Source organism: Exiguobacterium sp. s56, from assembly GCF_018618255.1.
Taxonomy (GTDB): domain Bacteria; phylum Bacillota; class Bacilli; order Exiguobacteriales; family Exiguobacteriaceae; genus Exiguobacterium; species Exiguobacterium chiriqhucha.
The window spans coordinates 509,620-536,105 of record NZ_JACSLR010000001.1 but is presented as its reverse complement, the minus strand read 5'-3'; the positions used below and the strand labels follow the sequence as shown (position 1 = coordinate 536,105).

The 26,486-nt window shown below is 51.8% G+C and carries 21 protein-coding genes; 3 read left to right on the top strand and 18 right to left on the bottom strand.

Annotated elements, in window-relative coordinates:
- Window positions 1-35: 35 nt before the first annotated feature.
- Window positions 36-2,699, bottom strand: coding sequence for a cation-transporting P-type ATPase (locus KNP71_RS02740; RefSeq protein ID WP_214829941.1), 2,664 nt, complete (start codon window positions 2,697-2,699; stop codon window positions 36-38).
- Between the two features lie 252 nt (window positions 2,700-2,951).
- On the opposite strand from KNP71_RS02740, the gene KNP71_RS02735 reads away from it, so the two are divergent.
- Window positions 2,952-3,986, top strand: coding sequence for a PTS sugar transporter subunit IIC (locus KNP71_RS02735; protein ID WP_214755921.1), 1,035 nt, complete (start codon window positions 2,952-2,954; stop codon window positions 3,984-3,986).
- Between the two features lie 41 nt (window positions 3,987-4,027).
- Here KNP71_RS02735 and KNP71_RS02730 read toward each other — a convergent pair whose 3' ends face one another.
- From KNP71_RS02730 to KNP71_RS02715, 4 genes are all read right to left on the bottom strand, one after another.
- A complete protein-coding gene (locus tag KNP71_RS02730; protein WP_214755920.1) occupies window positions 4,028-5,074 on the bottom strand; it encodes a lipid II:glycine glycyltransferase FemX in 1,047 nt (348 codons plus the stop codon).
- A 232-nt stretch (window positions 5,075-5,306) separates the two neighbouring features.
- The gene (locus KNP71_RS02725) at window positions 5,307-6,305 is read right to left on the bottom strand and encodes a Gfo/Idh/MocA family oxidoreductase (protein ID WP_214755919.1); all 999 of its coding nucleotides are present in this window, start codon (window positions 6,303-6,305) and stop codon (window positions 5,307-5,309) included.
- Window positions 6,306-6,364: 59 nt separating this feature from the next.
- The gene (locus tag KNP71_RS02720) at window positions 6,365-6,853 is read right to left on the bottom strand and encodes a GNAT family N-acetyltransferase (protein WP_214755918.1); all 489 of its coding nucleotides are present in this window, start codon (window positions 6,851-6,853) and stop codon (window positions 6,365-6,367) included.
- Window positions 6,854-6,932: 79 nt separating this feature from the next.
- The gene (locus KNP71_RS02715) at window positions 6,933-7,358 is read right to left on the bottom strand and encodes an OsmC family protein (protein WP_214755917.1); all 426 of its coding nucleotides are present in this window, start codon (window positions 7,356-7,358) and stop codon (window positions 6,933-6,935) included.
- Between the two features lie 95 nt (window positions 7,359-7,453).
- On the opposite strand from KNP71_RS02715, the gene cls reads away from it, so the two are divergent.
- The gene (cls, locus tag KNP71_RS02710; RefSeq protein WP_214755916.1) at window positions 7,454-8,911 is read left to right on the top strand and encodes a cardiolipin synthase; all 1,458 of its coding nucleotides are present in this window, start codon (window positions 7,454-7,456) and stop codon (window positions 8,909-8,911) included.
- Window positions 8,912-9,142: 231 nt separating this feature from the next.
- Entirely contained in the window at window positions 9,143-10,048 is a 906-nt protein-coding gene (locus tag KNP71_RS02705; protein WP_214828066.1) for a GGDEF domain-containing protein, read from the top strand.
- Window positions 10,049-10,118: 70 nt separating this feature from the next.
- Here the strand turns inward: KNP71_RS02705 and KNP71_RS02700 are convergent, their stop codons facing one another.
- From KNP71_RS02700 to adhE, 13 genes are all read right to left on the bottom strand, one after another.
- Window positions 10,119-12,098 carry a methyl-accepting chemotaxis protein gene (locus KNP71_RS02700; RefSeq protein WP_251128730.1) on the bottom strand — a complete coding sequence of 660 codons (1,980 nt, stop codon included), beginning with the start codon at window positions 12,096-12,098 and terminating at the stop codon, window positions 10,119-10,121.
- Between the two features lie 172 nt (window positions 12,099-12,270).
- Window positions 12,271-12,738, bottom strand: coding sequence for an SRPBCC domain-containing protein (locus KNP71_RS02695; protein ID WP_214828069.1), 468 nt, complete (start codon window positions 12,736-12,738; stop codon window positions 12,271-12,273).
- Window positions 12,739-12,864: 126 nt separating this feature from the next.
- Window positions 12,865-14,373, bottom strand: a complete 1,509-nt coding sequence (locus tag KNP71_RS02690; protein WP_251128731.1) for an AMP-binding protein — start codon at window positions 14,371-14,373, stop codon at window positions 12,865-12,867.
- Between the two features lie 61 nt (window positions 14,374-14,434).
- Window positions 14,435-15,295, bottom strand: coding sequence for an SDR family NAD(P)-dependent oxidoreductase (locus KNP71_RS02685; RefSeq protein WP_214828075.1), 861 nt, complete (start codon window positions 15,293-15,295; stop codon window positions 14,435-14,437).
- Window positions 15,296-15,349: 54 nt separating this feature from the next.
- The gene (locus KNP71_RS02680) at window positions 15,350-15,868 is read right to left on the bottom strand and encodes a hypothetical protein (protein ID WP_029595565.1); all 519 of its coding nucleotides are present in this window, start codon (window positions 15,866-15,868) and stop codon (window positions 15,350-15,352) included.
- Window positions 15,869-16,074: 206 nt separating this feature from the next.
- Window positions 16,075-16,758 carry an alpha/beta fold hydrolase gene (locus KNP71_RS02675; RefSeq protein WP_051627731.1) on the bottom strand — a complete coding sequence of 228 codons (684 nt, stop codon included), beginning with the start codon at window positions 16,756-16,758 and terminating at the stop codon, window positions 16,075-16,077.
- Window positions 16,759-16,811: 53 nt separating this feature from the next.
- On the bottom strand, window positions 16,812-17,333 hold the full coding sequence (locus KNP71_RS02670; protein WP_138859476.1) for a GNAT family N-acetyltransferase: 522 nt from the start codon (window positions 17,331-17,333) through the stop codon (window positions 16,812-16,814).
- Window positions 17,334-17,466: 133 nt separating this feature from the next.
- Window positions 17,467-19,374: a PTS fructose transporter subunit IIABC gene (locus tag KNP71_RS02665; protein WP_214755911.1), complete on the bottom strand. Its 1,908-nt coding sequence runs from the start codon at window positions 19,372-19,374 to the stop codon at window positions 17,467-17,469.
- Window positions 19,371-20,300, bottom strand: coding sequence for a 1-phosphofructokinase (pfkB, locus tag KNP71_RS02660; protein ID WP_214755910.1), 930 nt, complete (start codon window positions 20,298-20,300; stop codon window positions 19,371-19,373). Before pfkB ends, KNP71_RS02665 begins: the two co-directional genes overlap by 4 nt.
- Complete coding sequence (locus KNP71_RS02655; RefSeq protein WP_029595570.1) at window positions 20,297-21,043, bottom strand: DeoR/GlpR family DNA-binding transcription regulator; 747 nt, start codon at window positions 21,041-21,043, stop codon at window positions 20,297-20,299. The genes pfkB and KNP71_RS02655 overlap by 4 nt, the downstream gene beginning before the upstream one ends.
- A 139-nt stretch (window positions 21,044-21,182) precedes the next feature.
- On the bottom strand, window positions 21,183-22,094 hold the full coding sequence (locus tag KNP71_RS02650; protein ID WP_214755909.1) for an alpha/beta hydrolase: 912 nt from the start codon (window positions 22,092-22,094) through the stop codon (window positions 21,183-21,185).
- Window positions 22,095-22,197: 103 nt separating this feature from the next.
- Window positions 22,198-23,388: a zinc-binding metallopeptidase family protein gene (locus KNP71_RS02645; protein ID WP_214755908.1), complete on the bottom strand. Its 1,191-nt coding sequence runs from the start codon at window positions 23,386-23,388 to the stop codon at window positions 22,198-22,200.
- A 141-nt stretch (window positions 23,389-23,529) separates the two neighbouring features.
- Complete coding sequence (gene adhE / locus KNP71_RS02640; protein ID WP_214799720.1) at window positions 23,530-26,121, bottom strand: bifunctional acetaldehyde-CoA/alcohol dehydrogenase; 2,592 nt, start codon at window positions 26,119-26,121, stop codon at window positions 23,530-23,532.
- Window positions 26,122-26,486: the final 365 nt, after the last annotated feature.

Sequence of the window (26,486 nt, the reverse complement as noted above, 5' to 3'; positions counted from 1 at the left end):
ATGCATTAATTCCACATTCCGTCTTCACTAAAACATTAGTGTAAGTCTTTGTTACCGATGACACGACGTGAGATGGCTTTCTCGATTTCGACGATGACAAAGACGATGAGACCGAACGCGACCGGATAAATCCAGTCTTGCAGCTCGAGCGGTGCCGTACCGAACAACGTATGCATGAACGGGACGTAGGTGATGAACAACTGGAGCCCGATCAGTAGTGCCGAGACGACAAAGGCGATTTTATTGTCGAAGAAGTGACGGTTGAACGCTGGCGCGAGCTCGGTCCGACAGTTGAACAAGTGGAACAGTTGCGCCATGACGATCGTATTGAGCGTGATCGTCTGCAACTTATCGGTCGAGTAATCGAAATCACCGAGCATATAGTTGATAATTAAACTACCGCCCCCGATTAAAATCGAGACGAACGTGATGCGGAAGACGTAGTAGCGACTTAACAACGGTACGTTCGCAGGGCGCGGCGGCCGTTTCATCGTGCTTTCTTCGAGCGGCTCGAACGCAATGGCGAGTGAGAGCGTGATGGCGACGACCATGTTGACCCAGAGGATTTGAACCGGGCTGAGTGGTGCCGCTGCGCCAAGCAAGATACTCATGGCGACGAGAAGTGCTTGTCCACCGTTTGTCGGGAGCAAGAACAAAATCGTCTTCTTCAAGTTATCGTAGACACGGCGTCCTTCACGGACGGCGTTGTAAATCGTCTTGAAGTTGTCATCGACGAGGACCATCTGCGAGGCCTCTTTCGCGACTTCCGTTCCTTTAATCCCCATCGCGACCCCGATGTCGGCCCGTTTCAAGGCCGGTGCGTCATTGACGCCGTCTCCGGTCATCGACGTGATTAAGCCGTTCTGTTGCAACCCTTTGACGAGACGAAGTTTATCGTTCGGGCTCGTCCGGGCGAAGACGTCATTGTGAACCGACGCCTCTTTGATTTCTTCGTCGGACATGTTCGTCAATTCTTTCCCTTCGAGGGCACCTTCGACTTCCATGCCGAGTTCTCGCGCGATGGCGACGGCCGTGTCTTTATGGTCGCCGGTGATCATCTTGATACGGATCCCAGCGTCACGACAAGCCGCGACCGCTTCGATTGCTTCTTGACGTGGCGGATCGACGATACCGTATAGGCCGAGGAACGTGATGCCGTTCTCGACGTCTTCGTGGTCGACCGTCTCTTTCGAGACGTCGACGCGCTTGAAGCCGCCGCCGAGCACGCGTTGTCCGCGGTCGGCAATCTCTTTTCGTTTCTCATCCCAATAGGCGCGGTCAAATTCCGTGTCTTCCGCCATATCGAACAGGCGGTCCGGCGCCCCTTTGATGAAAATCATGCGCTCGCCCTTATAATCGACGAGCGTCGCCATATATTTGTACTCCGAATCGAATGGAATCTTCGAGATGACGTCCAAACGTTCGATCGGCCGCTCCGCCTTTTCGGCGAGCGTGAGCAAGCATGCTTCCGTCGGGTCACCATTGACGACCCATTCGCCGCCTTCTTCGTACAACTGAGCGTCATTACACGTTTTCCCGACCGTTAACAAATCGATCATCGACTCGTCATCATCCAAATCGAACGGTTGACCGTTCAATTCCAAATCACCGTCCGGCTCATAACCGCTCCCTGACACTTCGATGTCGTGTTTGGCCGTGACGACTTGTTTGACGGTCATCTCGTTTTTCGTCAATGTCCCGGTCTTATCGGTACAGATGACCGATACGGCGCCGAGCGTCTCGACCGATGGTAGGCTGCGGACGATGGCTTTTTTCTCAGCCATGTTCCGGACACCGAGCGCGAGGATGATCGAGATAACGGCCGGTAACCCTTCTGGAATCGCGGCGACGGCGAGACCGATTGTCGTCAACATCAACTCAATCGGGTCGAAATCGCGGACGAAGTAACCGAACGCGTAAATGACGACCGAGATGACGAGGATGGCAATCGATACCGTCTGACCAAACTTCGTCGTCTGGCGAATGAGCGGCGTCTTCACCGTCTCGACTTCAGCAATCGAGGCGTTGATTTGGCCGAGCTCCGTGCCTTCTCCGATGGACGTGACGATTGCTTTCGCACTTCCTGTCGCCACGCTCGTACCCGAATAAATCATGTTCTTGCGATCACCGAGGACGGCGTCTTCCGGGACGACTTGAATTTTCTTTTCGACCGTCGTCGCTTCGCCCGTCAATGCCGATTCCTCGACTTTGAACTTCTCCGCTTGGATGACACGGGCGTCAGCCGGGACCTTGTCCCCGGCGGCAAGGACCAAGATGTCCCCGACGACGAGGTCGCTCGAGTCGACTTGGCTCTGCTTGCCGTCACGGATGACGCTCGCTTTCGTCTCGAGTAACTTTTTGATGCCTTCTAACGCTTGCTCGGCCTTGTTCTCTTGGAGGTAACCGACGACCGCGATAATCGTCACGACGAGCACGATGACGATCGTATCGATGTACTCCCCTAAAAAGCCGGTGACGACAGCGGCACCAAGCAAGACAAAGACAAGAATATCATTGAATTGACGCAAAAATTTTATAATTTCAGGTGTCTTCTCTTTCTCGGGCAGCACGTTTTTCCCGTACTGTTCCTGTCGACTTGACACTTCCCCTTTCGACAGACCGCTGGATGTGTCTGTCTCGAGCGAACTCTTTACCACATCCGGTTCGAGTGCGTGCCAATTTTTTGTCTCCATCTGCATCTCTACTCCTCCTTGATCATTCCTAGTATGAAAAGTCGTTCCCCTTTCTCTTCCCACTCCGAACCGTACTGACACATCTGAGCTTGTTTTTTCGTAAATTTTACAGCCGATTCCGTTCACAATTTTCCAATTCTTGAGTTGGAAACGCTACCATATAAAAAAGTCGTGTCAGATGGATGAAATGGCTTTACAGAACCGTTCGAATGGTTAACTATAGAGGAAATATACAACAGAGAGAAAGAGGTACACCGTATGGTCATTATTCAAGGGATCGCACTTTTACTGTTGATTCTCGCCCTATTCACATTATTCAGCTACAAAGCCCCGTTCGGGATGAAAGCGATGGGTGCCCTCGCTGGTGCCGCCATCGCCAGTTTCTTGGTCGAGGCGTTCAACGCCTACGCCATCGGCGGTCTGCTCCCGCTTCCTTTATATGAAGAAGTCGGACAAGCAGCCGGTTCGCTATCAGGCCCTGCCGCAGCCGCGCTCGTATCAATCGCCCTCGGCATCAATCCGGTCTACGCGCTCATGCTCGGACTATCGGTCGCGGGCTTCGGGATTCTTCCCGGCTTTTTCGCCGGCTATATCCTCGCACTCGCCGGTCGCAAATTGGACCGGCACTTGCCGGCTGGTGTCGATATGATTTTTTACGTCATCATCATGGCTCCGCTCGCCCGTCTCGTGGCGACTGGCGTCGACCCGCTCGTCACGAACACGCTGACACAAATCGGTGCGGTCATCGAACTCGCCGCGACACAGAATCCGGTCGTGATGGGACTTGTCCTTGGTGGCATCGTCACGGTCGTCTCGACGTCGCCACTTAGCTCGATGGCACTCACGGCGATGCTCGGTTTGACAGGCGTACCGATGGCCATCGCTGCCCTCGCCTTGACGGCGTCGATCTCGATGAACTTTTTGCTGTTCAAACGGTTGGACATAGGAACGAAGAAAGACCAACTATCGGTCGCGATCGAACCGCTCACGCAAGCCGACCTCATCTCGGCGAACCCGATTCCCATCTATAGCGTCAACTTTGTCGGCGGTGCGATTGCCGGACTCATCGTCGCCATGACCGGGATGGTGAACGATGCCCCAGGTTCCGCTGCCGGGATTCCGGGCTTGCTCGTCATGTACGGCTTCAATGATTGGCAGACCGTGACGGTGACGGCGCTCATCTTGTTCGGTGTCGGAATCGTTGCCGGACTCGTCGGCAGTAAACTGTTCCGTAACTTCCCAATCACGCGCCAAACTGAAAAAATGGCCGCTTCGGACGAAGATGCCGCTTAATATGAAAGGTTCTCACTCCATCTCGAGTGAGAACCTTTTTGTTATCGTTCCGCTTGCACCTCGGTGACCGTCTCTGCGACCGGTGTCCGATAGAGCGGAAAGAAATCAGATGGCCCGTAGCGAAGCAAATGGTCTTGGTTCAACCGATGATAGACCACCTCGTCGAGCACGGCTTGACCGATGTAATACGTGAGCGGCTCATCACCGGAGAAGCTCTGCTTGAAATCGAAGAGCGCATCTTCCCCGGTCGCACCGCCACCAAGATGCACGTATGTCTTCTCTTTCTCGATCGCGCGACGAATCATCTCCCGGAACAAGAAGTGGTTCGGTCGGAGTGCCAAGTAATCCGCATCCGATCCGCCGAGATGATAGTGGGCCCCGTCGTCCCCGAACAACATGAACACGCCCGCCACGATGACGCCTTCATGGACGGCAAACAATAATTCCGTCTCACACGTATCGCTGTTCCATAGGTCCTCGAAGTATCGGTCCGGGAAGTAATAGATGTCGTTCGCAGCACGCCGGTCCATCGTGGCCCGATACAGTCGAATGAACTCACACAGTTCATTCGACTGCCCACGAGCGACCGTCACCTGTTCACGTACAGCTCGCTTCACGTTCCGTTTCGTCATCTTGCTGAAACGTTGCTCAAGCTGTTCGAACGAATCATCAAGTCGGACGTGGACCGTCTGCCGAATCGGGACGGCTTGCCCGAACGCATGCATCAAGTCCGGATCGATGCGACAAGGGTGATAACGAATCGTCTCGGTGACGGTCGCTTGATTCTCGGGACGCTGCAGAAAGAGTCGGCGCGCCTCCTTGACGTCCTCGTTCGTGAAGTTGCCTTCACGGAACGGGCCGCCGTAACCGTACGCCGTCACGAGGTCATCATGGCGATGTGCGATTGGACGACGGATATACGGGTACAGCAAAATCCCATCATCCTTGGCCGCGATATACAACTCAGGCTGCTCGCCGGGTTCACAGTTGGCCAACACATAGTCGTAATGGTCATACGAATCACAGTTGACCTCCCGCAACCAGTTCTCCCACTCCCAACGGTGTTTCACGATTTGATTGAACATCATCCGTTCCCCTCTTCCTAAAGTTCGTCATTGGTTCGAAGCGTGACAGGACAGTCTAAAGTCGTTTCCTAATGTCTTGTTCCCATTCACCGCTGACTATTTGAAAGAGACGGATAGCTTTTTGTTGTTAACAAACATGAAGCGAGTTTGTTCATTCACAATAAAATCATCATGATTTCTTTTTAAATTACGGAAAAAGACGACCGTGCCGAACACGGCAGGTCGTCCTACAAAATTATGAGTTGAAGTCGAGGACACGTTGGGAACGGGACGACTCACGGGCCGTCTCGATGACGCGTGTTGTCAAAAGCGCGTCATCAAGTGGGACGAGCGGACGTCGCGTCGTATAGCTATCCGAGAGCGCTTGATAGAATGTCACATAGCCGCCCGGTTCGATGTCAATCGTCGTTTCCGAATCCGTGACGACCGCTCCGGTCTCACGGTCGGGGCATCTGACCTCTCCGTTCCGGAGACACGCCTCCTGTGGATCGAGCCCGAATTTGAGGAAGCTGCCTTCCGTCCCGTGCACTTCGAACCGCGGCGCCTCGATGGCGATGAACGGGTTCGAGCGAAGATAGACCCGCTTCTCTCCATAATGCAACGTCACATGGAAACCATCATCGGACTGACCCCCGTCACGTTGTACCATGACATCGGCCGATACCTTGTCCGGTGCCCCGAACAAGACGAGTGCTTGGTCGATCAAATGACTGCCGAGGTCGAATAAAATTCCGGCGCCCGGCCCCGCGTTCTCGCGCCAACGGTCACGGACGATCGGACGGAACCGATCGAACCGGGACTCGAGCACTTTCCAATCGCCGAGGCGTCGTTCTTCCAGCAGCCGTTTGACGGTCAAGAAGTCTCCGTCCATCCGCCGATTATGGAACACGTTGACGATGCCGTCACTTGCCTGTTCCAGTCGGAGTAACTCCTCCCCTTCCTCGGTCGTCACGAACGCCGGTTTCTCGACGAGCACGTCTTTGCCTGCTGTCAGGCAATGTTCGACCATATCCTTATGTAAATGGGACGGTGTCGTGATGACGAACAACGAAGCGTCTGTCGCAAGTGCCTCGTCTAACGTCGCGTACACCGAGACGTCACCGAGTACGGCTTGTACATCCTCAGGGCGTGAAGAGACGACACCATCGATTTGGAAGTCATCGAGTTCCTGTAAAAAGGGTAAATGGAATGTCGTCGCGGAGAAGCCGAAACCGACAAGTATTGTATGAATCATTTTGTTTCCTCCCATCAATTCGCTTTTCAGTATACCAAAAAAAGGGGTTGGTTGACCCCTTATGCACTGACACTCTCATCCATATTGTATTCGAACGTGTTGTATCCGTCCCGTGAGTCCACGAAGACGAAGCCAAACCGTGGATAATAACTATTCAAGAACGCATTGTCGGCCACACAGTCGAGTCGAATCGGTTCATGTGTGTCGGCCTCACGCAAGACGTGCTCCATCAGTTGTTGACCGACGCCTTGGCCTTTTAACCGTTCGCTGACGACGATTCGATGGATGTATTGACCGCGTTCGCCATCTTCCCATAAATTGTGATCCCAGTCATCTGCCGGAAGTAAGGCGATCGAGGCCAATACCGATTCGTCTTGCTCGTACACGTAGACGTGTCCCGAGGAGATGTCCGTCTGCACCCGATCCATGAGGTCTTGCTCCAAATATTCCGTCCATTGATCGCTACCTTGTTGTTTTAGCGCTACGGCTCGTTGTTCGATTAGGTCCGCGATGTGCTTGGCATCGCGTTTCGTCGCGAGTCGAATCATAACGTCCTCCTTTGTATTGCAGTATTTGAAATACAAATATAACGGACCATTTCGACTCTTTTCAACCATCTTGCTCACATCATGTGAACGGGACGACCTCGCCGCCGTTCAATTGATAGCTGTACGTCATCGTCGCGTTCAGACTGTGCGATACGGAACAATAGCGGTCGACCGACAACTCGATGGCACGGCGGACCCGTTCTTCCGGCATATCCCCGTCAAGGACGTACAAGATATGAATCGCTGTGAACTTCTTCGGATGTTCCGTCGCCCGGACGCCGTCGATTTTCATCTCGAACCGCTCGAGCGGCAAACGCATCTTATGCAGAATCGAGACGATATCGATGCCTGTACAGGCCGCCGTCGCCTGCAGGAGCATCTCGGTCGGCCGTGGACCGGTGTTGAGACCACCGACTTCCTCCCCGGCGTCGAGCGTCACATCATGCCCCGACGGCGTCGTCGTCTGGAACGCCATCCCTTGTTTCCAATTCACTTGTAAATGCATCTCTGTCTCCTCCTTATGTTTCGATAGCTTACTATTCCCTTGAATGAGGTATTATTAATCTATGCAGTGAAATTGTCGTTTAGGGAGTTGGTCGCATGGATTGGTCGGTCATTATTAGTTGGGGACTGTATATCGTCCTCGGATTGAATTTATTGTTCGCATTAGCCGTCATATTCGCGGAGCGCCGTGACGTCGGGGCGACGTGGGCATGGCTGCTCGTTTTATTTTTCTTACCAATCCTAGGGTTCATCGTCTACATGTTTCTCGGACGTCAGTTAAAGAAAGATAACTTCTTCAACTTGAGCGTCGAAGAGCGCTCGTTCCACGCCCTTCAAGTCGACAGTCAAATCGAGCAGATTCGCCGGAAAGAGACGATGATTGCTCAACCGTTATTCGAGAAGTACGAGCAACTGCTCGAGATGAACTTACGCTCCTCAAAATCTTTGATTAGTGTCCACAACAAATCTGCCATCATGCACGACGGGGAACAAAAGTTCAAAGCGCTCATGGACGATATTCGGAGCGCCGAGACGGAAATCAACATCCAGTACTATATCATCCAACGGGATGCGCTCGGAAAGGCATTGATCCATGAACTGATTGAACGAGCCAAGGCAGGCGTCAAAGTGCGGCTCCTCTATGACGCGGTCGGTTCGCGCAGCCTCCGCAACTCCGACTTCAAAGAGTTGATTGCCCATAACGGCGAGGTGCGTGTCTTCTTCCCGCCGACGCTCGGTTTAATCAACTTTAAGTTGAACAACCGGAACCACCGGAAAGTCGTCATCATCGACGGTAAAATCGGTTACGTCGGCGGCTTCAACGTCGGGACCGAATACCTCGGCCTCGTCGAGAAGTTTGGTTACTGGCGCGATACGCACCTTCGAGTCGAGGGAGACGTCGTCTACCATTTGCAACACCGGTTCATCCTCGATTGGAACTATTCCGGCAGCAAACATCATGACCCGGAGAACTCGTTCTGTTTCGCCCGCCATGACATCAAGGATATGTCGCCGATGCAAATCGTGACGAGCGGTCCGAACTCAGACACGGAACATTTGAAAAACATGATGATTAAAATGATTATGTCGGCGAAGGAGCGCGTCATCATTCAGACGCCTTACTTCATCCCGGATACGAGTTTCATGGACGCCTGTAAGATGGCGCTCCTGTCCGGTGTCAAGATGGACATCATGATTCCCGGCAAGCCCGACCATCCGTTCGTCATGTGGGCGTCACTGTCATTCCTCGGCGAACTGCTCGACTATGGGGCGAACGTGTATATGTACGGGGAAGGTTTCCTGCACGCCAAGACGCTCGTCGTCGATGATGAGATTTCAACCGTCGGGACGACGAACTTGGATGCCCGCAGCTTCCGCTTGAACTTCGAAGTGAACGCCGTCATCTATGACGAGCGGGTCGCGCTCGAACTCGCCTCATTGTTCGAGTCAGACGTCGCCGTCAGCCGGAAGTACACGATTGACGATTATTCAGCCCGGAAATGGACCGTCCGAATGCGCGAAGGCGTGTCACGATTGCTCAGTCCGATCTTATAACCTCCATTTATTGTAGTCGCCCTGTTATGTCGGATTAGCCATCGACATGACGGGGCGATTTTGTTGGGTCGAAGGTGAACGTTTACCTCACAACAAGCTGTGACGGTTTCTCGTCATATTCTAAATTTTGTTAGCTTTTAAAAGAATAATCGCTAGTTCTTTCCCAATTTAGGGTATAAAGTATCAGTACGAACGTCCTACACTACCGCTACGGTTAGGAAAGGAGGAAGTATGCGTTCACGCATATGTCATACAATGGCTGATCAAGAACGGACTCATCATGACACGCACACCACGAAACCCGATCCTTCCTCATGGGACCAGCTTCCAATCGGCCTGTTCGCCTTCGATCGGCACGGCCAAATCGTGAGCTACAATGAATCATTTGTCCATTTACTTGGGATACTTCCAACCTCGAATCTAATATTCGAGCGATGTAGCTCTTCCTCGTTCGACTTCTTGGGCGCCATCCGGAACGTCTTAAACGGGGAGACAATTCGCATGGCTGGCTGGTATAAGGCGCCGGAGCGGCAACCTCGCTTCATCCGGACGACGATGTCCCCGAGTTTTTCAGCAGATGGAAAACTCGACGGCGGTGTCGGTATTTTAGAAGACGCGACGGAACAACGTCGCTATGAAGAGCGGATGGAGCACTTGTCGTCGCTCGACCCGTTGACAGAGCTGTATAACCGGAAGAAAGTCGGAGACGTCCTCTCGACGACGGCCCAAGAGACGGTCGACAAACGGGCACCCGCCGCCGTCATCATGCTCGACATCGACTATTTCAAACTCGTCAACGACACGTTCGGGCACCCGACCGGTGACCTCGTCTTGCGCTCGATCGCCCAATTGCTCAGGCGCAACATCCGCAAGTCGGACTCTATCGGACGTTGGGGCGGTGAAGAGTTTTTAATCGTCGCCCCCCGGTCGACACTCGCCGACGGCGTCCAGCTCGCCGACAAGCTCCGGCAAAAGATTAACGCCGAGCCGTTCGGTCCCGTCCCGCGCGTCACGTGCTCGTTCGGCGTCAGTTCGCTCGAGGGCGGAAAGACGGTCGAACAGGCGCTCCAAGACGCGGACGAGGCACTTTACGTCGCCAAGAACCGGGGCCGCAATCAAGTGTCGAGCAAACGTTAGTGAAGCATATGTATAAATAACAAAAAAGGGATGATGATCTGCCTCGAACAGATCATCATCCCTTTTTTCATTATACGTTGAAGCGTGATACAAGCTCCTGCAACTCTTCTGCCATATCCGCAAGTGACTTCGCGGATTGCGCAATCTCTTCCATCGAACCGAGTTGGTCCTCCGTCGTCGCCGCCACTTGCTTCGAGGCGACCGAGTTCTCATCGGCGATATGGGCGATTTGCGTCGCTGCGGCCGAGACTTCTTCGACGTTGGCGGCAATCTCTTCAACCGTCGCCGTCACGTCCTCGATTCGCGGCGTGATCGCCTGCGTCTGGGTCATAATCGTTTGGAAACGCTTGGCCGTGTTTTCCGTCGTCTCGAGCCCGGCTTTCGTATGAGCCGACACTTCTTTCATCAACTGGACCGAACGTTCCGTCTCTTGTTTGATATTGTCAATCAACTCGGAAATCTGTTTCGTCGACTGTTGCGATTGTTCGGCGAGTTTCCGTACTTCGCTCGCCACGACGGCGAAGCCTTTCCCGTTCTCACCAGCCCGTGCCGCTTCAATCGCAGCGTTCAAAGCGAGCAAGTTCGTCTGGGTCGCGATGCCGTTGATGACATCAACGATATTGCCGATCTCGTTTGACCGTTCGGCAAGCGAGTAGATGACTTTCCCGAACGTCTCGACCGATGAGTCGATCGCTTGCATCTGGGCCACGTTTTCCGTGACAGCAGTCGTTCCGTTCTCGGCCTCGAGCGCCGTCTCCCGTGACAGCTCTGACACGTCGGTCGAGCTTTCCGCGATGCGCATGATACCACCGGTGATGGCTTGGAGCGATACGGCGTTATCGTCAAGTTGACGTTTCGAGTCATCCGCTCCGGCGGCCATCTGTTGGACCGCTCCGGCGATTTGTTCCGAGGCGGCCGTGTTCTGCGCCGAGTTGGCCATCAGTTCCTGTGACGAGGCGGCGACTTGTCCGATTGATTGATCGAGATTTTGGATGATGGCGCGCAAGGAACGCGTCATCTCGTTGAAACTTGCGGCGACACGACCGACCTCGTCATTCGACTCGACGACGATGTCTTCGGTCAAGTCACCGGCTTGAATTCGTTCGGCCCCGACCGTCAAGCGGTTCAACGGGCGCAAAATCGAGCGTAAGATGACGTAGAGCAGTCCCGCTGCCAAGACGAGCATCAATCCGATCACACCGACGGTCGTCCATAAGATTCCAGACGTCTCATCCGTGATTTCTTCATCATACAGCGTCCCGGCAATTTTCCACCCGGTCAACTCGTTCGTCATGAAATCTATCTGCTTGCCTTCATTCTCGAACTCATAGGCAAAGCGGCCCGCATTTTCCGCATAGAGCGGTTCAATCCATTCGCCTTCCCCTTTTTCCCCAGGCGCCATCGTCGGATGGGTGACGAACTGTTGTAACGCATCAAGAATTGTCACGTAGCCTTCTTTCCCGATTTGAATGCTCGCCGCGACGGCTGCGATATCGTCAACGTCGACGTCCACCGCGATCACCCCGCGACCATCCGTCCCTGTCTGCGACAGCGTGATCATCATCTTGTTCGAGGCTGCATCGACATATGGGTCCGTCACGACGACGTTCCCACCGGCCGCTTCGGCCGCTTCATACCAAGGACGCGTGCGCGGGTCGTAATCATCCGGTAACTCTTGCGCCGGATAAATCGTCATCTCGCCACCAGTCGAGGCGTAGTAAATATTCGTCACGTTCGGATGCGTCTCCAAATACTCGAGAAACTTCTCTTCCAAGTCGAGGTTCTCTGCCCCCGACTCGTAAAGGGACGAATCAATCCGTCCCGCAAAGAACGCGACATCGCGTTGAATCGGTTCAATCAGGTTGGTGATTTCATCATTCATCCGCTCCACTCCCGCGTGGGCCGACTGCATAATTTGTTCGGTGATTTTCTGTTTCGCCTGATTGTAGGCGACAAACCCAATCAATAAAGAAGGAATCAATAATAGCACCAACGACATCGTAATCAATTTTTGTTTGATGGTGATGGTTCGGTCGTTCATTCGTCTCATAAAACAACTCCCATTCTCGAGAAAAACTCGTTATGTTAACCTTTGTATCGGTCAGATGGAGGAGGATGTTGACACCCTAGACAAAAAAACATCACCTTTTTCTATTTTTCATTATTGAAACCCTTTTCATACACAAAAAGACCGTCTGTTCGCAGGAAGCGAACAAACGGACTCAGTCGTTGGTCAAATAGCGGGCCAGATTGTCGAGTGTGGAGCGAAGTCCGGCATCATGGTCTTGTTTCTGAATGCCCGGCGGCACGTTCTCACAGACGATCGTGATGCGCGTCCCTCCATCGAGCGCCTCCAAATACCACGTCTGAATCATCTCACCAGCAAAGGCCGGGTCGGATGACTCGAACGTTCCGATTTGAACGATTTTGAGGCCGGGAACGAGGTCCAAAAAACGGCCGTTCGACACGTCGGTCCGGTCCGTCGTTTTGCCGGAGGCGAAATCAGTTTCTTCATACTTAAGAACGAGCTGGTACGTGCCTCCAATCCAAGGCTCGAACACGGTGGCGCGAGCCGACATGCCTTCCGGCGGTAGCCACTCGACGAGCTCATCAGGGTTGAGAAATGCTTGATAGACCCGTAAAGGTGTTGCCTCAATCCGTGTCGTGGCTGTATCGATACGTCGATTCATTTCGGATCACTCCTTCATCGAATGCTGAGAATTATCCGACTGTATCCTGTTTTCTAGGAATTGATGTAGTGTTACCATCACTTCTGTCAAAACGGTGAGCGTTCTAAACGTATCTTGATTTGACACTCAATTTTTATCACTCGAATCCTCAATTACTTTGCCCTCAGTACGAGTCATTGTTTGAACTCGTCTTCTATCCAACTTGCCTACAGGTGTATACGGCAACTTCTCAACAAAAGTGATTTCTCGGGGGATTTGGTATGCAGCCACTCGCGTGCGTAACCAGCTCAAAAGTGCTTCCTCCGTCATTTTATTATCAGCATATAGCTGTACGAATGCCTTCAGAATGTTGCCAGCGTAGACATCGTCCACACCGATGACAGCGACGTCTTCGACACTCGGATGATTGCACAAAGCAGCTTCGATTTCCGACGGATAGATATTGTTGCCGGCTGAAATGATCAAATCGTCTGTTCGTCCACATAGAAAATAATTACCGTTCTCGTCCCGGTAACCCATATCGCCAGTTTGAATCCAAAGGTTTTGGCTGTTTTTCATGGACCATTTATTCCGAATACAAAATTGCCCAATCCTGCCGGGTTCAACTTCTTTTCCATCCATTAAGACCTGCAAGTGGCTTCCCGGAATTGCTTTTCCGAGCGTATCTGGATGATCATTTAAATCTTCTGGTGTCGCAATGATGTTCAAGCCGGCTTCCGACGTTCCATATAGGTTGTATAAGACGTTCCCCAGATGATGGGTTACTTCACTCACTAAAACCGGATTTAGTTTTGCACCTCCAGACGCAATGCAAGCCAGGGATCCGAGCGCTTCTTGATCGTGCTTCAACATTTTATGGACCATCAACGGAACGACCGTGACCACTTCTACTTGGTGTTGCCGAATGAGGGCGCATGCGCTTTTCGCATCAAAGTTCTCTTGAATGACAACTTTCTTTCCTAAAGCCAGAAATGATAACAGGACAGCGATCCCGTAGCCATGATAAATCGGCGTGGCTATATAGGCCGTGTTGTATGTTGGCAGCTGCAATCGGTTCAGTAAAGCCGCAAACGGATTTAGAAAATTAAACAAGGATGGGCGGTGAACCACTTGTTTGGGCTTTCCAGTTGTACCACCGGTCAACAAGACAACCTTTCCGCTTGAAGAGGCCGTCAGTTTGTCTTTTCGATGTGGAACCGACGTTGACAACCTGTTGATGGATTCATGTGTTTCATGATAACTGACGAGTTTCGCATGTTGATATGAAGATTTTTCAATCAATCCACTAAATTCTTCGTCGTAAATTAGGAAGTCGAAACGATGTTCTTGCACGAGGCGATCGAACTGTAGTTGACTCATCGAACAATTGAGCAAATATATATCTGCGCCGAGCCGTGAGACAGCAAAGATGCCTTGCACGAACGACGCGTGGTTTTTACAGAAGAACGCTACTTTATGGCCTTTACAAATCCCGTACCTCTCCACTAATTGGTGAGCGAGATTTTCACAATGTTTTTGGAGCTCCTCATAATTGAGTGTTCCCCGATGATCCACCAAAGCAATCTTTTGCCCTCCTGTCTTTTCCGTCAATGAAAAAAGAAGCATCAGGTTTACACCGTTTTGACGGATTGCCAAGCAAAGACGTCCTAAGTTCGATGGGGAAAGAAAATTGAGCTGCGACAATATGTTCAATAAATTAAACATGGTCTCTGTCACGCTCCTTTTTCTTTACTAACTTGAGAACGAGAAATGATAACGGTGATCTGAACACAACTGAAGCCCATTGACCTAGAATCAGCCACCACGGTTTATAAACTTTTCGTTTCGTATACAAGGCGTGTCCAATCATTTCCGCCACGTGAACCGGTGACATGGCAGAAGTACTCTGATAAGCAATGGTCGGTTTAATCATGGGTGTTCTCACGAGCGGTAGGTAAATAGAAGTGGTGTATATGTTTTTGACTTTCAGTTCCGGCTCCGCCGAGCGCAACCACGTATCAAACGCGGTTTTAGACGCCTGGTAGGCAGCCCAATAAGGTATGGGGAATAACAAGACGTTGATAGAGGAAACATTGATGATTTGCCCATTATTCTTGGCAAGCATCGGAATGAGCGATAGCAATAACTGGACCGGGGCAAAATAATTAAGTGCCATTGTACGTGTGAAGTCATGGTAACGATCCAGCGACTGGGCAATTGGACGGTTTATGGAGATGCCGGCATTGCTGACGACAACATCTAATCCGTTCGTCAATTGATGCAGAAATGTCAGCAATTCGATTCGTTCCTCTTCGTTTCTCAAATCTGCCGGGAATACCGTCACACGGGCTGAAACCTGTTCAATGTCGTCTTTCATAGCGTTCATGCTTGCTTCGCTGCGGGCCACTAGAATCAGGTGCGCAGTCGTATCCGCTAACAGATAGGCGAACGCCTTGCCGATTCCTGAACTCGCTCCAGTGATCAAGACCGTCTTCCCATCCACTTCTTGTTTCATTTTTTCGAAATGAAAGGAAGGCGAAAAAAATAGAAACCTCTCCAACAGCGTGTAGTTATGCATATAGCCAACACCTTTTTATAAAATATTGTGATTGAATCAGGAATCACTGTTGACTTAATGTTCGAGATACATATCTAAATGCAACAGCTCGTCTCGAAGCGGCGACAAATCTTTTACCGAATGGACCCCCATCATATAGTCGTATCCGAAGAACACCTTGAACGTGTATTGTTTATCTGACTCATTTTCTTTATACTCTAACTCGGCGTAAAGCGTATTACGGAACATAAGGCGAAGCATGTTCGGGACTTGGTCTCGGGACAAGACCTTTCCTGGCTTCACTTTTTTACGAAGTTCTCTCATCCGGATCGGATAAAGCGTATTGAACGCGTGTTTCGAAGAAGGTCGATAGTCATAGTCGCGTCGCTCTAGATAGGAGACGGTCAACGTCTTTACGCCTAAATAGAACATGATTTGCTCAATCGCTTTGACGTAATTCGATTCCATGCGGAGATATTCCTCCAATGTGAAGACGACTCCGTCAAACGTTCGATTGATGTCAGAGATTTCTGTCCATTCGTCAATCTCACCTCTCGTTCCAGGATGATATTTGGTTACGCTATAGATGTTCATCTAGTCACCTGGCCTGTTCTTTTGATATTGGTACTCTAAAAAACGGACACAACGGTTGAGTCGTGTCCGAGCATGCGCCGACGACGGCGTTGTGATTCCCTTTCGTCCACCCGTAGGCGACTTCGCGCAGATTGGGCCAACCCCGTTGCGTTGATGGTTTTCTATCATGTAAACAGACCCGTGTCGATACGCCGCTTCATCACGGATCACTCCGTCTTGAAAAACGGAGACCTCACTGTCGTCAGCTTAGACGGCAAAAACGCATCAATTGCTTCTATGACTTCCTGTAGAACCTCAATCGTACCGAACGTACCGGCATCCCGCTCTAGCCCATGGTTCACTCCCATGAGCAGGTGCGTCTTGAGCGATGTGATGGCCGCTAACGCGTCTACCCGATTCGCCGTATAACAATGGTCCTTGTCACCGATGACGACGAGTTGAGATGCCCGAGTCGTCCTCATCGTCTCTGTCACATCCTCGCGTCCAAGGAGCGGCGTCAACCAAATGACATGTGCCTCGTGGAATATGGGACGAGTCAACTCATGGGCTAACGCGACGGTACCGAGCGACTTCCCGACGAAGATGAACGCTTCGTATTTATGTGTCGACAAGACATGATCGATGACCGTCCTCACATCGTGACGGACGACCGCGTCGATGTCATCGATGTGCGCATAGTCGTCACGGTAATACTGGTAGTTGATTTCCAAAACATCGCTTGAACGTTCTAAGAGCAAGCTCGTCGTAAAATGGAACATCGGGGCAGCGGTCGAATACCGATATCCTGGTAGTAGAATCGCGAGTTGTCGCGAAGGCCTCTCTTGCGTCAGCAATGTATACGAGATTTCCATCCCGTCAAACCCAGGCAGCTTACTTGTCTGTTCTTGCATGGTCATCCCCCTTATCCATAAAAACGGACGCGACCCGCTCAGGCCGCGTCCGTTCATGCTCCGACAATCGCGTCGTGATTCCCTTTCGTCCATCCGTAGGCGACTTCACGGAGGGCAAGTTCCCCGAACAAGCGCTCTTTCGCATCGATGACTTGCCCGTCACGTTGCTCATAGAACGTGCGGTAAGGGTTCAATTCGAGCGCCCAAATGATGAGCCCGTGATTCGACATCGCTTGAATCGCTTGCTCCAGCAATAGCGAACCAATCCCGTTACGCTGATGGTCCTCTAGAATGTAAATCGCATAAATCTCATTCGGATGGTCCGGATATTCGCCCGTCCGTTCTTCCCCGTAAAGAACGAACCCGACGATTTCCTCTTCGACGATGGCGACAAACCCTTCGACTTCTCGTTTCGCGAGGGCGCTGCGGACCTTTTCAGACCACTCGATTGCGTTCGAACCGAGCTTCAAGAGAAAGTCGGCCGGCACAATTCCCCGATAGGTTGTGCGCCATCCGTTCACCCTCACCCGCGCAATCCCGTAAGCGTCTTTTGGCTCGGCTTTCCGTATGAGCATCCGTACCCCCTCCTTAGCGTAAGTTTTACAAGTATTTTACCACAAATCACCCAATCGAAATCAGACTTCTTCCAGATTTGACTGACAATCATTTGACAAAAAACGACCGTAGGAAATCCTACGGTCGTACTGGTCAAGCGACGTTACGCGTTGTTGTAGCTTGCGTCTCCGTCAATGGTTTTTTCAAGAACGAGAGGAGGAGTGCTCCAATCAAGGCTCCGGCGAGAATCGCGAGGGCGTAAAGTCCCATGCTCATGACGACGTTTCCAGCTCCTTCAAGGAGTGGGAAGACGAAGATCCCACCGTGTGGCGCTGGCAATTGGATCGCGAAGAAGGCGGACAATCCACCTGCAATCGCAGATCCGAGAATCGCTGACGGCAATACCCGAATCGGGTCGGCCGCTGCAAAAGGGATGGCCGCTTCCGTGATGAACGAGGCACCCATGATATACGCTGTCTTCCCGGCTTCACGTTCTTGTTTCGAGAACTTTTGACGGGCGAACACAGTCGAAGCGAATGCGACGAGAAGCGGTGGTACCATCCCACCGGCCATGACAGCTGCCATGATTTCTTGGTTACCGGCAGTGAGTGCAGCTGTACCAAAGACGTAGGCTGTTTTGTTGATCGGACCACCCATATCGACGGCCATCATTCCACCGACGATAACACCGAGCAAGATGGCGTTGGCGCCGCTCAGGCTGTTCATGACATCCATCAACCATGTCATGAAGGCTGCGATCGGTTTATTGACAACGAGTAACATGATCATACCGGAAATAAATGACCCAAGTAACGGATAGAGTAATACCGGTTTAATTCCTTCAAGCGAGGCCGGTAGTTTAGAAAGTGCTTTAACCAAGAAGAGGACGACATATCCGGCAAGGAAACCAGCGATGAGTCCGCCGAGGAATCCGGCGCCACCTTGACTGGCTAATAAACCAGCGACAAGACCTGGTGCGAGACCTGGACGATCGGCGATTGACATCGCGATGAAACCGGCAAGAATCGGGACGAGGAAGCTAAAGGCTGCCCCACCGATTGTGTTGAGTTGTGCCGCAAATTCATTGAATGACGGGTCATCCGGGTTTGCCGAGTTGATGCCCCAGAAGAAGCTGATGGCGATCAAGAGACCACCAGCGACGACGAGTGGGAGCATCGCGGATACACCGCTCATCAAGTGCTTATAGATGCCTGTGCGCTGTTCTTTCGTCCCACCTGACGAACCAGTTCCTCGATACACCGGTGCGTCTTGTTTGACGGCCCGGTTGATCAACTCTTCCGGCTTCCGGATGCCTTGGGCGACCGGGACTTCGATGACATGTTTTCCGGCGAACCGGTCCATCTCGACGGCTTTATCGGCCGCGACGATGATGGCAGTTGCTTTCGCGATATCGGTCGCTGTCAATTCGTTTTTGACACCGGTCGAACCGTTCGTCTCGACTTTGATGTCAACTCCCATCGCCTCTGCTTTTTGCTTCAAGCTATCGGCAGCCATGTACGTGTGCGCGATACCCGTTGGACAAGCCGTGACAGCAAGGATGTAAGGTGCATCCGCTTGAACCGGTTTCGAAGCAACAGGAGCCGCCTCAGCCGCTTCTTTTTCTTCGATGGCCCGGATGACATCATCTTCTGATGTGGCCGCATAGAGACGTTCTTGGAACGCTGGATCCATAAGGAAGACAGATAATTTCGAGAGTGTTTCCAAGTGTTCGTTATTGGCGTGCTCTCCGGCGGCGATCATGAAGAACAAGCGGCTGTCTTGGCCGTCGAGTGCTTCGTAATCGATGCCTTCCGAGCGCCCGAAGGCGATGGCCGGTTGTTTGACGGCTTTCGTCTTCGCGTGCGGGATGGCGATCCCTTCACCGAGTCCGGTCGTACTTTGTGCTTCACGTGCGAGAATGGCGTCGCGGTAGCCGTTACGGTCCGATAGTTTGCCAGCGCGGTCGAGCACGTCGACGAGTTCTTCGATGACTTCGGCTTTCGAACGGCTGCGGAGATTCAGTTGAATCGTGTCCTTTTTAAGAAGGTCCGTGATATTCATGTTGTTTCCTCCAATCGAGATAGTGGGGTGACGCTGACTTCGCCGACCAAGCGGTCCACGTCTTCTTTTGTGCACAGCCCGAACGTATATGCAGACGCGCTGCCGGTCGTGACCGCATAGCGGAACGCTTCGGTTGCGTCGTGGTCGAGAATGTTGGCGACGAATCCTGCGACGAGTGAATCGCCTGCGCCGACCGAGTTGACAAGTTTGCCGCTCGGTGTGTTCGCCGTATAGGCGCCTGAACTGTTGACGAGCATCGCACCGTCACCGGCGAATGAAACGATGACGTTTTGGGCACCGCGTTTGACCAACTGCTCCGCATATGGGAGCGCCTGTTCGAACGTCTCGATGTCTGTATCGAACAGTTCACCGAGTTCATGGTGGTTCGGTTTAATCATGAGCGGTTTGAGTGAGAGGACTTCGAGCATCGCTTCCTTCGTCGTATCGACGACGAACTCGGCACCGTTTGCCCGCACCGTCTCAGCGAGCGTGCGGTAGAGTGTATCCGGCAGATTGCCCGGAATGCTTCCGGCGAGGACAACGATGTCGCCCGGTTGAACGTGATCGAACTGACGCGTCAACCGTTCAAGTTCCGTGTCCGAGATGACCGGGCCGCTCGCGTTCAATTCCGTCTCTTCTTGCGCTCGAATTTTGACGTTGATGCGCGTCTGACCATCGACTTCGACGAAATCCGTTTGGACGCCTTTGTCGGTCAGCGCCTTCTTGATGAAGTCTCCCGTCGTGCCGCCGACGAATCCTAACGCGACTGTTTCGACGTCATATTCACGTAAGACGAACGCGACGTTGATGCCTTTTCCTCCGGCCCGCTGCGTCGTCTCTTGAATCCGGTTGACTTCACCGAGGACGACTTCAGGGAGCGTCACGTAATAATCGATTGAGGGGTTCAGTGTTAACGTGTAAATCATTGGGCGTTCACCACCTTTGTAATTGATTGAATTGAACTGACGCTTGTCGAGTCGCTCCATGTGACGAGTGTAGCCGCTTCGAGCGGAGCCACCCGACTGAACGAACGTTTCCCGAATTTTGAATCGTCCGCCAAAATGTACGCCTCGCGAGCCAGTTCGATTGCTGTTTTTTTGACGAGTGCCTCTTCCGGGTCTGGGGTCGTGTACCCGGCCTCTAGGTCGACGCCATTGATGCCAAGAAAAGCGAGGTCGACCCGATAGTTCATCATGCTCTCCCGAGCGTTATAGCCGACGAGTGCCTGTGTCGACCGTTTCAACTCACCGCCGATCACGAACGTCTTGATATCGAGGTCGAACAAGTCGTTGGCGATCGGTAAACTGTTCGTCACGACGATGACGTCTTTTCCATCTAAAAAAGGAACCATCGCTTGCGTCGTCGTCCCGGCATCGAGATAGACGGACATCCCGTCTTCGATGAATGTCGCGGCCTTCCGTGCGATCGCGACTTTTTCATCGACGTGTTGATCTCGTTTCTCCTCGAACGTCGGCTCTTCTTCGTAGCGGGCCACGAGCGTTGCGCCGCCGTGTACCCGTTCGAGATAACCTTCTGCTTCGAGGTCGGTCAAATCCCGGCGAATCGTCGACTCCGACGATGCCGTCAACTCGACCAATTCTTTCAATTTGACAATCTTTTGCTCCGACAGACGTTGCAAAATCAGTTGATGTCGTTGCTTCGTTAACATCATATTCCCTCCGTAGCTCTAATATAAAGCGTTTTCATTTAAAAAACAATCATAAACATTCAAAAACATTCATCTTTTTTTACGTTGTCACAATTATAACATAAAAAACGGTCACTTAGTGACCGTTTTTGACAGTTCATTATCGTTTCATCAACCAATCGTTCAATCGGCGGATGAGTTCGGGATGAAGCGGCGCCTCAATGGCGTCCCGATATTCCTTATGCAACGTGAGGAGCGCGTGCGGACTCGTCCGTTCGACGAGCAAGTGGTTCATGTCATGGATGATGTGGCTGTCGACGTCCCCTTTCGTCCGAATCGAATGGACGTGCTCCGGTGGGACTTGGACGTCGCGGTCGCCGGTCAGGGCGAGCACGGGAACACGCACATGTTCGAGCCGCTCCCGGACGTCATAGGATGCATGCTCGCGAATCCATTTGGCGTTGACGACTTGGCCGCGGTACTTGAAGGCGGCGACGTTCGTCCGTAACGACCGTTCAAGCAAATCGTCTTGGCGCTGGCGAATCTTCTTCGGGACGCCGGTCAATCGATAGAACACGCCCTTGAGTCCTTTCACCGAACCGACTTCAGTTGCGAGTGCGTCGGCTTGCAGCAAGAACATCTTCTTCGAGGAATCGTTGAATCCGGCAAGAAGAATCAGTCCGGCCGCGTTCGTCTCTAGCTGGACCGCCGGGGCGATGACGGCCCCTTCGCTGTGACCGAGCACATACATGTCCCCTGCGTCCGGCTCCTGTTTGATGACGTTGACGACGGTGATCGCATCTGTCACCAGGTCGTGCAGCCCGACTTTATTGAAATCACCGTCCGATTCACCGATGCCTTGTTTGTCATACCGGTAGACGTTGACACCCATCTTAAAGAGCGCCTCGGCCAGTTTTTTATACGTGCCGAATTGGGATGGTCCCAAATTGCCGTCCCGGTCGCTCGGCCCACTCCCGCTGAGCAGGACGACCGTCTTACGGGGTTCGCCGTGGGTCATCCACGTACCGGCCAGTTGTCCATAATTCGTTGTCACGTTCAGTTGTCGTTCCATCGTATCGCCTCCCCTTTCATCATACCGAAGTATTTAAGAGAGGACGAGTGTTCATCCGTAAAGAAAAGACGTTCTTATTAGGAACGTCTCGGGGAAAATCGTTTCATTGAGTGATCAGCCACTGCTTCAGCCATTCAACTTGCTCTTCCATCACTTCATTGGATAGACGATCTAGATTATCGTATTCAGTATGCAAGTCATAAACTGCCAACCGCGAATCGCTCAGGACGGCCAGAGGTAAGTCAGCTTCTCCGTAGCTGTCCAGACTTGAACTGCCTAATATCGTCACATCAAGTGCGTCGAACGGTTCTGTCTCTAAAAAGGAGTGGCGTTTCATCCCGATCGTTCGAATGTAAAGTGGGTCGTCGCCCGTTCCCATGGCATCTAACTGCAGAATCGTCTTTACCGATGGTTGACGCTCTTTCAATCGAGCGAGATAGTCATCACTTGCCTCTTCTCCAAACCCACTACCATTTAAAAAAACGTAGCGGATTGTGGCATCGGTTTTCACACCGTCCATCTTTTCTAATAAATGATAAAGGACGGAAGACCCACTAACGCTTGAGAGGACATGATCCCCTTTCCACGAAGCGTCAAGGCGAGACATGATGACAATTTCTTCATCCCCTTCCCCTTGTTGAACATACTCTATGTACGGTATTTCTTCGCAGTACGGTTCGATGACAATCATTTCGCCATCACGAAAAGCTTTGGCCGCCTCTCCATCGACTCCGGTACCCCCAATCGGTAATGTATAGGAAACAATCACGAAGCCGCTCTCATCCGGTTCATTCGGATGCGGTGTAATGACGTAACCGGCTGCCCCTGCTTCAGCGAGTTTACCTAAGTAACGGTTGGCCGCTTCATCATTATCGATGACCCCGTAATAATCTGACGTATAGGCCGTATGCGACTTTTCGAGAGAAGTGTCTGTCATCGGTAACACAATCACTTTGCCTTCCACTTGTTCGATGGGGTCATCCCAGTTCATATGTAAAAGTTCACCTTTGATCTCCTGTTCGAGCGCCATGCTCGAATATCCTTCAAAATAATCGTCGCCTAGATAAATGTCCGTCCAATAAGTAGAGCGCTCCACGTAATGAACGACACGCTTCGCACTCACTTCTAGCTCTGTACCAAATGTGTCAAAAAACTCAAAACTATCGTAACTATCTGCATCCCGATCTTGTGACGCAAAATATTCAGCCGTTTCATATGGACTTGTTGATGAAAGCGGATTGAAATAAAGAAAAACGGTAAATAGTGCCGACAGTAAGCTGTACATAATTGTCATCTGCGTATCTCCATCAAAAAAACTCACCAATAAATGGTTGTATTATCCTATTATATTAAGTGATCTGACAATTTTATATTTCTTTTTCACAAAAAAACGGCCTCCCTCCGAACGAGGGAAACCGTTTGATTGGTGCAAGACTTATACGCCTTCGTAAGCAGCGTACATGATCTCTTTCAATTCTTCAACGAGCGGCATTTTCGGGTTAGCCGTCGTACATTGGTCTTCGAACGCGTCGACTGCCATCTTGTCGACTTTCGCGTCGAGGTCCGCTTTCTTGATGCCTTGGGCTTTGAACGAGAGTTTGATGTTCAAGCGCTGACCGAGCTCGATGATCGCTTGGATGAGCGACTCGACGCCTTCTTCCGTCGTGCTGGCTGGAAGTCCGAGGTAGCGCGCGATTTCAGCGTAACGCTCGTCGGCGATGAATGACTCATATTTCGGGAACGCCGCGAGTTTCGATGGGCGTGTCGCGTTATAGCGAATGACGTGCGGCATAAGGATCGCGTTCGTCCGTCCGTGTGGGACATGGAACTCGCCACCGATTTTGTGTGCGATCGAGTGGTTGATACCGAGGAACGCGTTCGCGAAAGCCATACCAGCCATTGTTGATGCGTTGTGGACTTTCTGACGTGCTTCGGCGTCACTGCCGTTCTCATACGCTTTCGGGAGGTAATCGAAAATCATCTTCATCGAACGAAGCGCGAGTCCATCCGTATAGTCGTTTGCCATGACCGAAACGTACGCTTCGATGGCGTGTGTCAACACGTCCATTCCTGTATCCGCCGTGATTGAAGCTGGGACCGTCATGACGAACTCAGGGTCGACGATGGCGACGTCCGGTGTAATCGCATAGTCAGCGATCGGGTATTTGACGTTGCGTTTCTTATCCGTGATGACCGTGAACGGTGTCACTTCAGAACCCGTACCTGATGTTGTCGGGATGGCGACGAACATCGACTTGTTACCGAGCGTCGGGAATTTGTACGTCCGCTTGCGGATATCCATGAATTTTTGGCGAAGGTTCGAGAACTTCTCTTCTGGGCGTTCGTAGAAGAGCCACATGCCTTTCGCAGCATCCATTGGTGATCCACCGCCGAGGGCGATAATCATATCTGGTTGGAAGTGACGCATCGCTTCGGCACCGCGCATGACCGTCTCAACTGACGGGTCTGGCTCGACTTGGTCGAAGATGCGGTACTCGACGCCAGCCGGCAAGTTTTTGACGACTTTATCAGCAAATCCGAGTTTGACCATCATTTCATCCGTGACGATCATCGCCCGTTTTTTCGATGTGAGCGATTGAAGGTATTGGACCGAGTTTTTCTCAAAGTAAATCTTTTCAGGGACTTTAAACCATTGCATATTCACGCGACGTCTCGCCACCTTTTTCACGTTGAGTAGATGTTTCGCCGTCACGTTCTCAGAGACGGAGTTTTTACCGTACGACCCACAACCGAGTGTGAGTGATGGTGTCATTTCGTTATAGAGATCACCGATCCCGCCGTGTGCCGTTGGCGAGTTGACGATGATGCGGCAAGCTTTCATCCGGAGTCCGAATGCGAGGATGGCGGCGTCGTCAGTCGAGTGGATGGCTGCCGTATGTCCGAGACCACCGATTTCAAGCATCTTCTCAGCGATGGCGAATCCTTCTTCACGCGATTGGACTTTGTAGGCTCCGAGTACTGGGCTGAGTTTCTCATGTGAGAGCAACTCTGTCGCACCGACCGTCTCGAGTTCGGCGATCAAGATTTTCGTATCGGCCGGGACTGTGAGTCCAGCTCGTTCGGCGATCCAGGCTGCAGGCTTCCCGACGATTTCCGGGTTGACCGCACAAGAGTCTGTTTTAATGACGAGTGTCTCGAGTTTTGCTTTCTCTTCTGGTGAGCAGAAGTAGCAACCGAGCGCCGTCATTTCGGCTTTCACTTCTTCGTACACTTCTTGGTCGACGATAATCGCTTGTTCAGATGCACAGATCATCCCGTTATCGAACGTTTTCGACAAGATGACGTCCGAGATGGCACGTTTTACTTTTGCTGTTTTGTCGATGTAGGCCGGAACGTTACCAGGACCGACGCCAAGGGCTGGTTTACCAGTCGAGTAGGCTGATTTGACCATCGCCGCTCCACCAGTTGCGAGGACCATGGCGACTCCTGGGTGGTTCATGAGCGCTTTCGTCGCGTCGAGTGACGGTTTTTCAACCCATTGAATCAAGTGTTCCGGAGCTCCCGCTTCGATGGCTGCGTCACGAAGGATGCGTGCCGCTTCACTTGAACACTGTTGTGCCGACGGGTGGAAACCGAAGATGATCGGGTTACGTGTTTTGATGGCGATGATTGCTTTGAACATCGTCGTTGATGTCGGGTTCGTGACCGGTGTGACCCCGGCGACGACTCCGACTGGTTCTGCGATGTACGTGATGCCGTTTTGCTCATCGTCCTCGATGACGCCGACCGTCTTCTCGCCACGGAGTGAGTTATAAATATATTCTGTCGCAAAGATGTTTTTGATCATTTTATCTTCAAACACACCGCGACCTGTTTCTTCATATGCATGTTTCGCGAGGGCGACGTGTTGTTCGAGACCGGCTAACGCCATCGCTTGAACAATCGCATCGATTTTCTCTTGGTCGAACGTCATCAATGTCTCGAGCGCCGTGTGGGCTCTAGTGACGAGCGTGTCGACCATCTGTTCTGCTGATGTTTCTACTACTGCTTTCTCTTTAACTGCCATGTTGGTTTCCTCCTCATGAATGAGAGCTTATACTGTTGACTTGATGGAGAGCACGGGGCAATCAGTTGGTTTGAGAAGAGTTTGTGCTTTCCTTCACATTCATAGAATACAACGTTTCTCGCATTTTGTGCGTGACAACAATGTGAACTCTTTCACAATATTTTTTAGGAGAATGAGGATAGGTCTTGCTTTTTCATATGACGCTCAGTAAAATCGAATGCGTTTTCATGAAAATAAAGCATATGCGATATGTAAACGCTTTCATCTATTGTGTCCATGATGAGGCGAATGCGCTGTGCAAAATGTCACGGGATGAGGATTGGTCGTCCACCCTGCGCTCGGTCGTGTATAATGAAGAAAGAACC